Here is a 14,205-nt window from a genome sequence, read left to right as displayed (position 1 = left end):
CCTAGGCGAGGGCGTCGATGATGGGGCGAAGTTTGACACGCGTTTCAAGCAGTTCCGACTCGGGGATGCTGCCGCTCACGATGCCCGCACCGGCATGGGCGACGACGGGGATTGTCTCGTCGTCAGGCTCGCCGATCTGCGCACACCGCAGCGCGATAGCCCACTCACCATCACCGTTGCCGTCGACCCAGCCCACCGGGCCCGCATAGCGCCCCCGGTCGAACGGCTCGAGATCGCGGATCGCGCGAATCGCGGTCTGCGTGGGCGTGCCCGCCACAGCAGCGGTGGGGTGCATGACTCCCACCAAATCGAGTGCTGAAGCGTGGTGAGAGATGTCGCCAGCAATGTCCGTCGCCAGATGCCAGAGATTCGGCAGCTCGAGCGCGAACGGCTCGTCATCGGCGTGCAGGTTGGTGGCATGCGGCGCAAGAGTCTCGAGCACGCTGCGCACCGCGAAGCGGTGCTCGCTGAGATCTTTCGCGCTGTGAGCAAGTGCATCAGACGCCACGACGTCGTCACTTGCATCGGTGCCACGAGGAATGGTGCCCGCGAGCACTCGCGCCGTGAGCCGGCCGCCGTGCACGGTCACGAGCGTCTCGGGACTCGCGCCGACGAGACCGTCGACGGCGAACGTCCAGGTGTCGGGATACTCGCTGGCCAGAGCGCGCACGAGTCTGCGCAGATCCGCGCCCGCAGGAATCGTGCCCACCACATCGCGCGCGAGCACGATTTTCTCGTAGTCGCCGTTTGCGATCGCAGACAGCCCACTGCTCACCGACGCTTGATAGCCGGTTGGGCCTTGCGTGCCCGGTCCGAGGCTGGCCGACCACAGCGGACCGTAGGGTCGGGCGGTGGGTGCTTCGGTGGCCGCGATGTCATCGACCCGACGAATTGAGGTGAGCCACGCGCGATTGCCGGCGCGACCGATTACCGTTGGCGGCACGAGCAGCACACTTGGCGCCGCCGATACCGCGGGGTCGAAAGCCAGGGTGCCGAAACCGACCAGGCCCGTGCCAGGAAGGTTCACGGCATCGTCGATTTCAGTAGCCGCCGCAAGCTCGCGCCAGGTGGCGGCAAAGTGCTCGGGTGTGGCATCCACTCCTGAAAGAGAGATCTCAACAAGCGGGATGCCGACTCCCACGATTCCGCGATCTCGTCGCAACCACGCGAGCGGTGAGGTCGGATCAGCAAACTCAATCAGGTCGTCGACCGGTTCGATCTCGCGAGTTGTGACGACGAGTCGCGGGAGGCGAGGCGGGTCGGTCACACCTCTCAGCCTAGACGCGTCCGGCACGCTTAGACTCGCACGCGTGACTGAATCCGCGATCCAGAGACCTGCACCGGGCACTCGCCTCAAGTTTCGATGGCGTAAGTGGGATGGTGGCGCGCACTGGGTGCACGATTGCGTCTACCTGGGTCAGGATCAGTGGGGTGACTGGTTGGGGCAGATCCCGGGGTGGGGGAGCTCTCGACCGGCCCGGTCGTTTGTTGCCGATCATGCCAATGTCACGCTGGTGCCACCGAGTGGCGACTATGCCTTCACGCACAACGCCGCGCCGCACCGCACTCGCGTGTATATAGATCTCGCATGGGACCTGCGCTGGAGCGACGGAGAACCGACAGGTATCGATATGGATCTTGATGTGGTCGACCGCGTCGACGGCGGAGTTTATATTGACGACCGCGATGAGTGGGATGAGCACCGCGTCGCCTACGGCTACCCCGCTGATGTGGTCGAGTTTCTCGATGCGCTTGCCAGCGACTTGGAGCGCCAAGTAACCGCGCGCACGGCTCCGTTCGACGATGCGACTGTGGCCCACTGGCTGAATGAGCTGGCTGCGCTCAAACTTGAGTAGCACCTGCTCGCCCCCGGCCGGCACGCGGGCATGACGGCCTAGACTCAACGGGTGACCTCGAACGACGCTTCTTCGCCAGAATCTCACCGCGCTGATCTTCACAAAGACCCGGCGCGCGTCAGCGGAATGTTCGACGAAGTCGCCGAGGGCTATGACCGTACGAACACGGTGCTGAGCATGGGCAACGACCGGCTATGGCGAGCTGCAACTACCCGCGCAATTGCCCCCAAGCCCGGGCAGCGCATTCTCGATCTTGCAGCAGGCACCGGCGCATCGAGTGCGGCGCTGGCGCGAAGCGGAGCGACGATCGTTGCCGCCGACTTCTCGCGCGGCATGATCGCTGAGGGCATTCGTCGCTATGGACCGGCAGCGGCGGGGGGAGGCATCGACAACCTCACGTTCGTGCAGGCTGACGCGACTGATCTGCCCTTCGCGGACAACGAGTTCGACGCGGTCACCATGTCGTTCGGTCTGCGCAACGTCAACGAGCCGAAGAAGGCGTTGCACGAGTTGTTGCGCGTGACCAAACCGGGCGGTCGAATTGTCGTGTGCGAGTTCTCGCAGCCGCCGTCTCCCGCATTCCGTGGACTGTACCGCTTCTATAACGACCGCATTCTTCCGGTGGTTGCGAAAACAGTGAGCTCGAACGCTGACGCCTACGACTACCTCAACGAATCGATCAAAGACTGGCCCGACCAGCCGACTCTTTCGGCGTGGTTGCGTGAAGCGGGCTGGAGTGAAGTTGCGTACCGAAACCTCTCAATGGGGATCGTCGCGCTTCACCGAGGCAAAAAGCCCAGTGGTGCAAGCTGATCTCGTTTAGCCGTACCACCGCTAGGCTGGAGTGGTGACATCGTCGGCTCCAAGCACGCACATCGCGAGCAAGCTGGGCTTGAGCGACCGAATCTTTGCCGGTCCCCGCTCGCGCCGACTTTTGTCGACCGTGGAGGCAGGCCTTGAGCGCGTTGACGCGGCGCTTGTGCGTGAGCTTGCCATGGCAGATTCTCTCGCGAATGCGACCAGTCGCTATCTCTATGACGCAGGCGGAAAACGCGTGCGTCCGATGCTCGCTCTGCTGACCTGTGAACTTGGTGACGGCGCAACCGACAAGGTAATTGATGGGGCCACAGCCCTGGAAATGACTCACCTCGGTTCGCTCTATCACGACGATGTGATGGATGCTGCAGACAAGCGCCGAGGGGTTCCCGCCGCGCACGAAGTGTGGGGCAATAACATTGCCATTCTCACCGGCGACCTTCTATTCTCGCGTGCGAGTCAGATCATGGCGCGTCACGGTGAAGCGGCTATTCGCCTGCAGGCCGACACTTTTGAACGGCTCGTGATCGGGCAGATGCACGAGACCACTGGTCCCCAAGAGGGCGATGACCCGGTCGAGTTCTATCTGCGGGTGCTGGCCGATAAGACCGGTTCGTTGATTTCTGCATCAGCGCGAACTGGCCTCACCTTTTCGAACGGACCCGCCGAGCTCGACGGCGCGTTGACGGTGTTCGGAGAGAAGGTCGGTGTGGCGTTCCAGCTGCTCGACGACGTGATCGATCTGTCGGCTGACCCAGACGAAACGGGCAAGGTGCCTGGCACCGACTTGCGCGCGGGGGTTCCGACGATGCCGTACCTTCTGCTCGCTCAGCGCTCAGATGCCTCGGCCCTCGCACTTCGCGAGCGTATTGATGAAGGTGTCACGCAGATCGCCGACGGCGCTGATCCGGCGCTGTTAGACGATGCGCTTGCCGAGCTGCGCGACCACGAATCGACGCAGGAAACGCTCTATCTCGCCCACCGCTGGTCGGCTGAATCGATTGAAGCGTTGGCACCGTTGCCCGATGGCGCAGTGCGCGACGCACTGACCCGTTTTGCGCGGGCAGTCGTCGATCGTTCTCGCTGATCTACCGCTGGTTCAGTGATCAAAGGGGAATCATGACGAAGCTACGACTCGCAATCGTGGGAGCCGGGCCTGCGGGCATTTATGCCGCCGACATCATCCTTAAAGCAGAGCGCAAGTTTGATGTGTCGATCGATCTGTTCGAGCAGCTGCCCGCACCGTATGGACTGGTGCGCTACGGCGTAGCCCCCGACCACCCACGCATCAAGGGGATCGTCACTGCGTTGAGAGGCGTGCTCGACCGAGGCGACATTCGACTGTTCGGCAACGTGCGTTTCGGCGAGGACATCACGCTTGAAGATCTGAAGAACCATTACCACGCGGTGATCTTTTCGACGGGAGCGATTCGAGACACCGATCTCGATATCGCGGGTATCGATGCCGACGGTTCCTATGGCGCCGCGGATTTCGTGAGCTGGTTCGACGGGCACCCCGATGTGCCTCGCGAATGGCCGCTCGATGCAGAGTCCATCGCGGTCATCGGCAATGGCAATGTGGCGCTCGACGTCGCACGCATGCTGGCCAAGCACCCCGACGACTTGCTGCCCACCGAGATTCCCGCCAATGTGCACGAGGGGCTGATGAGTTCCCCGGTCACCGATGTGCACGTATTCGGTCGCCGTGGTCCGGCTCAGGTGAAGTTCACCCCGCTCGAACTGCGTGAGCTTGGCGAGATGCGCGACGTCGACACCGTTGTGTACGACGAAGACTTCGACTACGACGAAGCCTCGAAGGCCGCCATCGCCAGCAATAAGCAGGTCATGGTGATCGACCGAATTCTGCAGTCATGGCGGAAGCGCCCGTCTGTCAACAATGAGGGTGGCGACTGCTCGCGACGCCTACACCTCCACTTTTGGGCCAAGCCTGTCGAGGTGAAGAAAGATGCTTCCGGTCGGGTGACGGCGTTCGTGTACGAGCGCACTCGTCCAGACGGCGAGGGCGGCGTTGTCGGCACCGGAGAGATTCGAGAACTTGAGGTGCAGGCGCTCTACCGCGCGGTGGGGTACTTCGGCTCGCCGCTGCCCGGTGTGCCCTTCGATAAACGCCATGGCGTGATCCCCAATCACGAGGGACAGGTACTGCGCAAAGACTCGAACGAACGTGTTCCTGGCGTTTACGCCACCGGGTGGATCAAGCGCGGGCCCGTCGGACTCATCGGCCACACCAAGTCTGACGCGATGGAAACCGTGCGCCACATCATCAACGACCAGGGGTCGTGGTGGCAGCCCGCTGATCCGTCAGAAGAAGCGATTGTTGAGCTGCTTGCCACGCGCGGCGTGAAGTGGACTGACCTTGAGGGTTGGCACCGGCTTGACGAACATGAGATCGCTTTGGGCGCTGACCAACAGCGCGCGCGCGTCAAGGTCGTGCCACGTGATGAGATGGTGCGGGTTTCGCGCGGAAACTAGCGCCCAGCCGCCAGTCGGCGGCATCACATATGCTCTTCGCATGGCTGAAGAGTGGGTTCCCGATATTCTCGGTGACGGCTTCGAGCAGCTCACCCTCCCGCTCGGCGTCGATGGTCAGAGTGGCCCCCTCGACGCAACGCTCGTGCGTAGCATCCCGAATCACTTGGCTGCCTGGGCGAAGCCTCTCGCCGACGTCGATGTTCTCTACATCCATGGCTGGTCAGATTACTTTTTTCAGACGGAACTCGCCCACTTCCACACGAGTCGCGGTGCGCGGTTCTATGCGCTTGATCTGCGCCGATACGGGCGAAGTATTCGGCCAGGGCAGACGCGCGGATACGTCGGGTCGCTCGACGACTATGACCTCGAGATCGAACTTGCGCTCGAAGCCATGGGGCACGGGGTGGATGCTGATCCGAAGCGCAAGCTGGTGTTGCTGGGGCACTCGACGGGTGGTCTTACTCTGACGCTGTGGGCCGCACGGCATTCCGGTCGTGCGAGTGCGCTCGTTCTCAACAGTCCGTGGCTAGAGCTGCAGATCGGCGCGATTGGTCGTCAGGTTGTGGCACCGCTGGTCGGCATGCGTGCACGCGTTGACCCCCGGGGCAATAACCCGGTTGTCGATCTGGGCTATTACACTCGCGCGCAGAAAGAAGTGGGATCGCTGCCGGTACCGCACTATCGCGAGGATTGGCGCCCAGAGTTTGGGTTTCCGACCAAACCCGGATGGCTTGAAGCGGTCGTGCATGGCCATGCACGCATCGCGCGAGGAATCGACGTAGGCTGCCCGGCGCTCGTGATGCTGTCTGCCCACTCCGCGTCGCCGTTCACGTGGACCGATAGCGCGACCAACGCGGATTCGGTGCTGATCGTCGATGACATCGCTAAGGCAGCGACGCGCATCGGCGATCTCGTGACGATCGCGCGCGTTGATGGTGCGATTCACGATGTGTTTCTGTCACGCGCGCAACCGCGGCAGAAGGCATACAAGGTGCTCGATCATTGGCTCGTTGGATTGAGGTAGAGCCCTTCCTGCGCAACATCCGGAGATCGTCCACTGGTGAGTGGACGACTCTTATGCACGCAGAAAAGAATGACCCCCAGCGTCTAGGGCGCTGGGGGTCGTGTCGGATGCGATCGCTGCCGCCGATGGCCTGGGGAGCCATCGCCGATACGGTAGATCGCACCACTGTGGTTTTGCTGTGGTGAGCTACCGGTAGTTGATGAACTGCAGATCGACTTCGAGGTCGGCTGCCTTGAGTAGGCGCTGCACCTCTTGCAGGTCGTCGCGGCTCTTCGACTGCACACGCAACTCGTCGCCCTGAATCTGTGACTTGACGCCCTTGGGGCCTTCGTCGCGGATCAGCTTGCTGATCTTCTTGGCGTTCTCTGACGAGATGCCGTCTTTGATCGTTGAGACGATGCGGAACTCTTTGCCGCTGGCGAAAGGCTCGCCGGACTCAAGGCTCTTCAGGGAGATGCCGCGCTTGACGAGCTTGGACTGGAAGACATCGAGAACGGCCTTCGCGCGTTCTTCGGTGCTTGCCTTGACCAGAATCGATTCGCCGCTCCACTCCACCGAGGCGCCAGTGCCCTTGAAGTCGTAGCGCTGCTCGACCTCCTTGCGGGCCTGATTGAGGGCGTTCTCAGCCTCTTGGTGATCGACCTTGCTCACGATGTCGAATGATGAATCTGCCATGCGCGGAAGTCTATCCGCGACGCGCGATTGTTGCGCGCTGGATCTATGCAAGCGGTTCCAGCGTGACCTTAGATCACAGGACGATATCGAATCAGGTTCCTGATTCTTTGGAGCTGAATCTCATGATACAAATGTAAGCGCTTGCATACGCGAGCAGAAGAACGGCCTTAGGCAGTGCTATGGCACTGGCGTGGGCCGGTCGCATACCTTGCACTTTGAGAGAGGCACACCAATGAAGGTGAACAAGAAGAGCATCGTGACCTTCGGCGCGATCGCGGCCGTTTCGTCGCTGGCCCTCGTGGGCTGCTCGGGCGGAAGCTCCACGACGACGGACGACGAGACATCGGCTCCTGAGATGAACGGTTCCATCACAGTCTGGGTGGATGCAGACCGGGCGGGAGTCCTCGAAGACGCCGCCGCTGACTTCACGGCGCAGACCGGCGTCGACGTCGAGCTCATCCAGAAGGAGTTCGCCGAGATCCGCGACCAGTTCGTGCAGCAGGTTCCCACAGGAGAAGGACCCGATATTGCCGTGGGCGCCCATGACTGGCTCGGAGTGCTCGTCACCAACGGCGTGGTCGCGCCCGTGGAACTCGGCGACACGTCGTCGGACTTCGAACAGGTCGCGATCGACGCATGGGCCTACGACGGCCAGACATACGCCGTACCGTACGCCATCGAGAACATCGCCCTGATTCGCAACACCGATCTCGCGCCCGAGGTTGCCGCCGACTATGACGACATGATCGCCATGGGTGAAGCCGCAGGCACCGAGTACGAGTTCCTCGTGGGTCTCGACCCCGAGGCTGCCGACCCGTACCACCTGTATCCGTTCCAGACGTCGTTCGGCGCTCCAGTCTTTGGCAACAACGCCGACGGCAGCTACAACGCTGATGACCTGCAACTCGGTAACGACGGCGGCGATGCATTCGCGACGTGGCTCGGCGAGCAAGGCGCCGCAGGCATCCTGAACACCAACATCACGGGTGAACTCGCACTCGAAAACTTCACGGGCGGCGGCGCGCCGTTCTACCTGACCGGTCCGTGGAACGTTCCGGCGATCGAAGAAGCCGGAATCAACTTTTCTGTCGACCCCGTTCCTTCTGCCGGTGGCCAGGATGCGCAACCGTTTGCGGGTGTGCAGGGCTTCTTCCTCTCTTCCGAGAGCGAGAACCGTCTCGCCGCCAACGAGTTCCTCGTGAACTACATCGGCTCCGAAGAGGTGCAGACCGCGCTCTATGAGGTCGGCGGACGTGCTCCTGCACTCACCTCGGCATTCGACGCAGCAGTCGCCAGCGACCCCGTCGTGGCAGGGTTCGGCGAAGTTGGCGCAAATGCCGTGCCGATGCCGTCGATCCCCGAGATGGGCTCGGTGTGGGAGTTCTGGGGCGTCACAGAAGCGGCCATCATCAACGGCGGCGACCCCGTCTCGTTGTGGGACCAGATGGCAACCGACGTGCAGAGCGCCATCGAGTAAGCATTCGTTCAGCGGGGCGGCGCCGTCGGTGTCGCCCCGCTGTTCCGCCCCTGAAGTCTCCGAGTCGAGGGATGGCAATGACGACCCCCACCACTGAGGACCGCGATTCCGCGGTCGACGCCCAGCGGGCGAAGCGCTCAGCACGAGCAGCACGCATGGCCGATGCCGCGGCGGTCGGCTGGAAAGTGCTCTTGGTCAAGATCGTCGCACTGGGCGTCATCGACGCGCTCGCGGTGTACTCGATCCTTGTGCTGCTGCAGAGCGACCAGTGGGTGGCCGCTGGTGTCGTGTTCGCTGTCACCGCCTATGCCAATTGGATATACCTCAGCCGCGGTCATCTGCCTGCGAAGTACCTGATTCCGGGCCTGGTGTTCCTCTTTGTGTTCCAGATATTTGCAGCGGGCTACACCGGCTATGTTGCATTCACGAACTACGGCACCGGTCACAACAGCGACAAAGACAGCGCGGTCAACTCGCTTATGCTGTCGGCACAGGAACGCGTGCCCGACTCGCCCACGTACGGGCTGACGGTTGTCGAACGACTCGGCGAGTTCTCTTTCTTGGTCACCGATCCCGACGGCACGGTCGAGATCGGCGGCGAAGAACGCCCCCTAGAACCCGCCACAGATGTTGAGATGGACGGCAGCAAAGCGGTTGGCATCGGCGGGTATACCTCGCTCGGCTTTGCCGAGATCGTAGCCAACCAACAGGCCATCGCCGACATGGCAGTGCCGCTCAGCGAAGACCCCAACGACGGCGCACTGCGCACCCCCGATGGGTCGTCTGCCTACGTCTACACGTCGAAGCTCATTTACGACGAGCAAGCTGACACGATGACCGACACCCGCACCGGCACGGTGTATTCGGATCAGGGGACCGGTGCGTTCGTCGCGGACGATGGCTCCGAGCTAAGGCCGGGCTGGCAGATCTTCGTGGGCTTCGACAACTTTGTGCGCGCGTTCACCGAAGAATCGATTCGTGGTCCGTTCTTGTCGGTGCTGGTGTGGACGTTTGTCTTCGCGTTCTTCTCGGTCGCCACGACATTCGTCCTCGGACTCTTCCTCGCAGTCGTGCTGAACGACCCACGCATGACGTCGAAGAAGTACTACCGACTGATCATGATCCTGCCGTATGCGTTTCCCGGATTTCTCTCGGCGCTGGTCTGGGCCGGAATGATGAATCAAGAGTTCGGTTTCATCAACGTCGCACTTCTCGGTGGCGCCGACGTTCCGTGGCTCACCAACGAATGGCTGGCGAAGTTCAGCATCCTTCTGGTGAATCTGTGGCTCGGCTTTCCTTACATGTTCCTCATCTGCACCGGAGCGTTGCAATCGATCCCCGACGAGCTGCAGGAGGCAGGGCGAGTCGACGGCGCGAGCGCGTGGCAAGTGTTCCGCAACATCAAGCTGCCGCTGTTGTTCGTCGCGGTCGCGCCACTGTTGATTGCGTCGTTCGCCTTCAACTTCAACAACTTCAGTCTGATCTACATGCTCACCGGTGGCGGGCCTCGCGATGCGGCGGCCGGTGTCAACGTGGGCGCGACCGACATTCTCATCACGATGGTCTACAAGGTGGCGTTCGTCGGATCGACGGCCGACTACGGTCTGGCCAGCGCGTTCTCGATCATTATTTTCCTGTTGGTGGGCACGATCTCGGTGATCGCTTTCCGGCGCACCAAGGCACTTGAGGAGATCAACTGACATGAGCAACCTCAGACCCGGTGCCCCCGCGGCACGCGGACTCATCGACAACGTCGCCACCCAAGACGACGCACTGGCAACCAGCACTTCGGGGCATGGCAAGGCGGGTGTGCGCGGTGTCGCCGCAGCCCCCCGCCGCCCGTTCAAACGCTACTTCCGCGAGACCGGATGGCGACACCTTGTGGCAATTGCCATCTCGCTGTTCGCGATCTTCCCGTTGCTGTACGTTTTGTCGGCATCGCTCAATCCCGGTGGCACCCTACTGACGGCGAACTCCCTGTTCTCCAACGCGAGTATCGACAGCTACATCACCTTGTTCTCGAGCCAGCGGCAGCCGTACGGCGCGTGGTACATCAACACACTCATCATCGGGTTGGTAACGGCCGCGGGCACCGTTCTTCTCGGGGCACTCGCCGCGTATTCGTTCTCGCGCATGCGGTTCACCGGGCGCAGATTCGGTCTCACGACGTTGCTCGTGGTGCAGATGTTCCCACAGATGCTCGCGATGGTAGCCATCTTCCTGTTGATGGTCGCCATCGGTGATGTCTTCCCTGCGATCGGGCTCAACAGTCAGATCGGTCTCATCATGATCTATCTCGGCGGCGCGCTGGGTGTGAACACCTACCTCATGTACGGCTTCTTCAACACGGTGCCGTCGTCGATTGACGAGGCCGCGAAGATCGACGGCGCCGGCCACGCGCGCATCTTCTTCACAATCATCCTGCGCCTCGTCGCGCCGATTCTCGCGGTCGTCGGGCTTCTCAGCTTTATCGGCACCTCGAGCGAGTTCGTGCTCGCCAGCGTTATTCTCATCGACCCTGAGAAGCAGACACTCGCGGTCGGACTGTACAAGTTCATCTCTGACGAGTTCTCGAAGAACTGGAGCGTGTTCGCCGCCGGGGCCGTGCTCGCCGCGATCCTTCCGGTCGCCCTCTTCCTCGCGCTGCAGCGCTACATTGTGGGAGGCCTCACCGCGGGGAGCGTGAAGTAGCCGATTCCCATATCGATGCCCACTGAGAGAGCAGGCTGCGACGACCGCGCTGCGATCATGAACGAACATGGGCGGACGATGCGCGTTCGTGCGCTGGCGCGCGATACTCGATAGTGAGTGGCGAGGCAGTGTTCGACTTTCAGTCGGTCCCGGCCGCTGCGATTTACCGGTGACCGCGGCGCGGCATCCTGATTTCCACAACTGAACAACAACTCAAGGGCTCTGTCATGGCGGCTGCCGTGCAACCACGTCGATCACTCACACGAAAGGCACCCTCATGACAACCCTCCACCCTCACCACGACGGTTCGCCGCTCTACGTATCGAACCTTGAGCCGGCCATTGGCGATCGGGTCGCTGTTCGCTTGCGCGTGCCGAGCAGCTATGCGCCGCTATCTGCGGTGCGCGTGCGCTCCAACCCTGACCACGAGCCGGCATGGGCTGAAGCTGAGCTTCTCGGTGCGGTCGACGGCTGGGACTGGTGGCAAGCGGAAATCGTCGTTGCTAACCCTCGGCACGGCTACCGGTGGTTGCTCGTGCAGCAAGAGGGCGAGGCAATCTGGCTCAATCAAACCGGTCTTCACCACATCGAGACACTGGATGCTGAGGATTTCGCCCTCGTCGCCAACGCCGCCCCTCCGGCCTGGCTGAACGAAACCGTGATGTACCAGATCTTTCCGGATCGTTTCGCGCGCTCAGCCGACGCCGAGGGACGTGAGTTGCCAGAGTGGGCGATTCCCGCCGAATGGGACGATCCGGTCAACGGCGTGATGCCGCACCGCACGAACCAGTTCTATGGTGGTGACCTCGACGGGATCATCGAGAAGCTCGACCATCTTGAGCAGCTCGGCGTCAATCTCATCTACCTGACGCCGGTATTCCCGGCAGCATCCAACCACCGCTACGACGCGTCGAGCTTCGACGAGATCGACGAGCTTCTCGGTGGCGCAGACGCATACCAACGGCTGATCGAGGCAGTTCATTCCAGGGGCATGCGAATCATCGGCGACCTCACTAGCAACCACTCGGGCGACAAACATGAGTGGTTTCAGTCGGCCTTCTCACACCCTGAAGCACCGGAATCGGAGTTCTACTATTTCGAGAACGACGAGAACACGGAGTACGTCTCGTGGCTTGGGTATCCGAGCCTACCCAAGTTCAACTGGGCCTCAGAGCAGTTGCGCGAGCGCTTCATCACGGGCGAACAGTCTGCGGTGGCAAAGTGGCTCAAGCCGCCCTATTCGACCGACGGCTGGCGCATCGATGTTGCGAATATGACCGGACGACTGGGGGCCGTCGACCTCAACGGGGATGTGCGTCGACTGCTGCGTGACACCATGCATGACATCAACCCCGACGCCATTCTGTTGGGCGAGTCGACCAATGACGCTGCGAGTGACCTGCAGGGTGACGGATGGCATGGTGCGATGACCTACCCTTCATTCACCCGTCCGGTGTGGGGGTGGCTCAGCGAGCCCACGTACGAGCCCTATCTCGATGGCGATGCGAACACGCTGACCGAACCGTGGTTCTTCGGTCAGCCCCTAGGCGGGATTCCCCGCTACTCGGCACGAGAGTTTGTCGACGCTGTGGTGCGTTTCAACGGAGGAATTCCCTGGCGAGTGCGATTGGGAAACATGCAACCACTCGACACCCACGACACGGCGCGCTTCGCCACGAATGCAGCGCCAGGAACAGTGCCCGTCGCCGTCGGGCTCGCCATGACGCTTCCGGGGCTTCCCGTCGTTTTCGCTGGCGATGAGTTCGGCCTCACCGGCGTTGACGGCGAGTGGAGTCGCAGTCCGATTCCGTGGGGGAGCGAGGAGACACCTGATGTCGCTGCGCGCTTGGAGCTGTACCGAAATCTGATTCGCCTGCGGCGTGCGCACGAGACGCTCGCAACTGGCGGGCTCCGCTGGGTTCATGTTGATGAGCAAAGTGTGGTTTTCGTACGTGAATCGGCGGATGAGACGTTGCTCGTGCTGGCCACGCGCGAGGGCGCCGACGCTGATATCAAGGCGGGCATGCTGTCGGGAGTCGCAGCGGCGGAAGGTCTCTACGGCGACGCGACGCTCGCCGTCTCGGACGACGGGTCTGTGCTTATCTCAGCAGAGGGCCCAGCGTTCGCTGTCTGGTCGTTGCCAGGGGTGAAGCTCCCGCAGCTGTAGCAGCCGATGCGATACGCGTGGTGCGCGGATGGTGAATCGTCGCCCTTCCATCGGGCACACTGAGGTTCATGTCAGCGTTGACCACAATCGGCCTTCCCGTGGCCCTGGGCATCATCATGCTCGGCCTCGGTCTCAGTCTTACCCCCGGCGATTTCGCACGGGTATTGAAACAGCCAAAGGCGGTGATAGTTGCTCTTGCCTGCCAGTTGCTCCTGCTTCCCGCGGTGTGTTTCGGTCTCGTTCTGCTGTTCCAACTGCCACCGATACTCGCCGTCGGCATGATGATGCTGGCTGCGTCGCCCGGTGGCACGACCGCCAATCTCTATAGCCATCTGTTCCGCGGTGATGTCGCATTAAACATCTCGCTCACCGCCGTGAACTCGGTGATCGCTGTTGTCACCCTGCCGTTGATTACGAATCTCGCGATTGTCTACTTCAATCCATTCGATGACCAGCTCGGGTTGCAATGGTCAAAGACGCTTGAGGTCTTCGCGATCGTGCTGTTGCCCGTCGCGGTCGGCATGTTGATTCGTCGCTTCGCCTCGAAGTTTGCAGACGCGATGGATAGGCCCGTGAGAGTCGCTTCGGTGGTCATCTTGGTTGTCGTCATCGCGGGTGCCGTGGCATCGAACTGGGCGTTGCTGCTCGATAACTTTGCCCAGTTGGCTTTGATTACCGTGGTGTTCTGCCTCATCAGCTTGTCGATCGGCTACCTGGTACCCCGCGCGATCAAGATTGGCAGACCTCAAGCGATCGCTTCATCGTTCGAGATCGGCATCCACAACGCAACGCTCGCTATCGTGATCGCGCAGACCGTGCTGGGCTCGACCGAGCTCAGCCTGCCGGCGGCAGTGTACGGCGTATTGATGTTCTTCATCGCCTTCGGGTTTGGCTTCCTAATTCGTGATCGCGCTGCTGCGAATGACGGTGACGTGAAAACCGCGAGTGCGCCGCCGCAGAGCTAAGAGTCGCGCGCGTTCGTAGACTGGGTGGAGACAGTCAGGAG

General features: G+C 61.8%; 12 protein-coding genes. 10 read left to right on the top strand and 2 right to left on the bottom strand.

The window, feature by feature from the left end:
• Position 1 precedes the first annotated feature (1 nt).
• Positions 2-1,267: an isochorismate synthase gene (locus AB0O81_RS06125; RefSeq protein ID WP_363582282.1), complete on the bottom strand. Its 1,266-nt coding sequence runs from the start codon at positions 1,265-1,267 to the stop codon at positions 2-4.
• A gap of 43 nt (positions 1,268-1,310) precedes the next feature.
• Here AB0O81_RS06125 and AB0O81_RS06120 point away from each other — a divergent pair, with 43 nt between their 5' ends.
• Genes AB0O81_RS06120 through AB0O81_RS06100 form a run of 5 tightly spaced genes read left to right on the top strand, consistent with a single transcriptional unit; the run spans position 1,311 to position 6,189 of the window.
• Positions 1,311-1,856 carry a DUF402 domain-containing protein gene (locus AB0O81_RS06120; RefSeq protein WP_363582280.1) on the top strand — a complete coding sequence of 182 codons (546 nt, stop codon included), beginning with the start codon at positions 1,311-1,313 and terminating at the stop codon, positions 1,854-1,856.
• A 51-nt stretch (positions 1,857-1,907) separates the two neighbouring features.
• Positions 1,908-2,669, top strand: coding sequence for a demethylmenaquinone methyltransferase (locus tag AB0O81_RS06115; protein WP_363582278.1), 762 nt, complete (start codon positions 1,908-1,910; stop codon positions 2,667-2,669).
• A gap of 34 nt (positions 2,670-2,703) precedes the next feature.
• Positions 2,704-3,759: a polyprenyl synthetase family protein gene (locus tag AB0O81_RS06110; protein ID WP_363582276.1), complete on the top strand. Its 1,056-nt coding sequence runs from the start codon at positions 2,704-2,706 to the stop codon at positions 3,757-3,759.
• A gap of 32 nt (positions 3,760-3,791) precedes the next feature.
• Positions 3,792-5,165 carry an FAD-dependent oxidoreductase gene (locus AB0O81_RS06105; protein WP_363582274.1) on the top strand — a complete coding sequence of 458 codons (1,374 nt, stop codon included), beginning with the start codon at positions 3,792-3,794 and terminating at the stop codon, positions 5,163-5,165.
• A 40-nt stretch (positions 5,166-5,205) separates the two neighbouring features.
• Positions 5,206-6,189 (top strand): alpha/beta hydrolase, encoded by a 984-nt coding sequence (locus AB0O81_RS06100; RefSeq protein WP_363582272.1) that lies wholly within the window; start codon positions 5,206-5,208, stop codon positions 6,187-6,189.
• 186 nt (positions 6,190-6,375) lie between these two features.
• Here the strand turns inward: AB0O81_RS06100 and AB0O81_RS06095 are convergent, their stop codons facing one another.
• Entirely contained in the window at positions 6,376-6,864 is a 489-nt protein-coding gene (locus AB0O81_RS06095) for a YajQ family cyclic di-GMP-binding protein (RefSeq protein ID WP_337337367.1), read from the bottom strand.
• A gap of 232 nt (positions 6,865-7,096) precedes the next feature.
• Here AB0O81_RS06095 and AB0O81_RS06090 point away from each other — a divergent pair, with 232 nt between their 5' ends.
• The 5 genes from AB0O81_RS06090 (at position 7,097) to AB0O81_RS06070 (ending at position 14,164) form a co-directional block, all read left to right on the top strand.
• Positions 7,097-8,341: a maltose ABC transporter substrate-binding protein gene (locus AB0O81_RS06090; protein ID WP_363582270.1), complete on the top strand. Its 1,245-nt coding sequence runs from the start codon at positions 7,097-7,099 to the stop codon at positions 8,339-8,341.
• Positions 8,342-8,418: 77 nt separating this feature from the next.
• Positions 8,419-10,041, top strand: coding sequence for an ABC transporter permease subunit (locus tag AB0O81_RS06085; RefSeq protein WP_363582268.1), 1,623 nt, complete (start codon positions 8,419-8,421; stop codon positions 10,039-10,041).
• A 1-nt stretch (position 10,042) separates the two neighbouring features.
• The gene (locus AB0O81_RS06080; RefSeq protein WP_363582266.1) at positions 10,043-11,032 is read left to right on the top strand and encodes a sugar ABC transporter permease; all 990 of its coding nucleotides are present in this window, start codon (positions 10,043-10,045) and stop codon (positions 11,030-11,032) included.
• 277 nt (positions 11,033-11,309) lie between these two features.
• Positions 11,310-13,199: a glycoside hydrolase family 13 protein gene (locus AB0O81_RS06075; RefSeq protein ID WP_363582264.1), complete on the top strand. Its 1,890-nt coding sequence runs from the start codon at positions 11,310-11,312 to the stop codon at positions 13,197-13,199.
• A 68-nt stretch (positions 13,200-13,267) separates the two neighbouring features.
• Entirely contained in the window at positions 13,268-14,164 is an 897-nt protein-coding gene (locus tag AB0O81_RS06070; RefSeq protein WP_363582262.1) for a bile acid:sodium symporter family protein, read from the top strand.
• Positions 14,165-14,205: the final 41 nt, after the last annotated feature.

The sequence above is a fragment of the Microbacterium sp. NPDC076911 genome, assembly GCF_040687125.1.
In the GTDB taxonomy this organism is placed as follows: Bacteria; Actinomycetota; Actinomycetes; order Actinomycetales; family Microbacteriaceae; genus Microbacterium.
This window is presented reverse-complemented; position numbering and strand designations above follow the sequence as displayed.

What these genes read in the sequence shown, in the direction of transcription:
- AB0O81_RS06100 (WP_363582272.1), top strand. Translation starts at nt 5,206, where the DNA reads ATGGCTGAAGAGTGGGTTCCCGATATTCTCGGTGACGGCTTCGAGCAG.
- AB0O81_RS06080 (WP_363582266.1), top strand. Translation starts at nt 10,043, where the DNA reads ATGAGCAACCTCAGACCCGGTGCCCCCGCGGCACGCGGACTCATCGAC.
- AB0O81_RS06070 (WP_363582262.1), top strand. Translation starts at nt 13,268, where the DNA reads ATGTCAGCGTTGACCACAATCGGCCTTCCCGTGGCCCTGGGCATCATC.
- AB0O81_RS06095 (WP_337337367.1), bottom strand. Translation starts at nt 6,864, where the DNA reads ATGGCAGATTCATCATTCGACATCGTGAGCAAGGTCGATCACCAAGAG.
- AB0O81_RS06085 (WP_363582268.1), top strand. Translation starts at nt 8,419, where the DNA reads ATGACGACCCCCACCACTGAGGACCGCGATTCCGCGGTCGACGCCCAG.
- AB0O81_RS06105 (WP_363582274.1), top strand. Translation starts at nt 3,792, where the DNA reads ATGACGAAGCTACGACTCGCAATCGTGGGAGCCGGGCCTGCGGGCATT.
- AB0O81_RS06075 (WP_363582264.1), top strand. Translation starts at nt 11,310, where the DNA reads ATGACAACCCTCCACCCTCACCACGACGGTTCGCCGCTCTACGTATCG.
- AB0O81_RS06090 (WP_363582270.1), top strand. Translation starts at nt 7,097, where the DNA reads ATGAAGGTGAACAAGAAGAGCATCGTGACCTTCGGCGCGATCGCGGCC.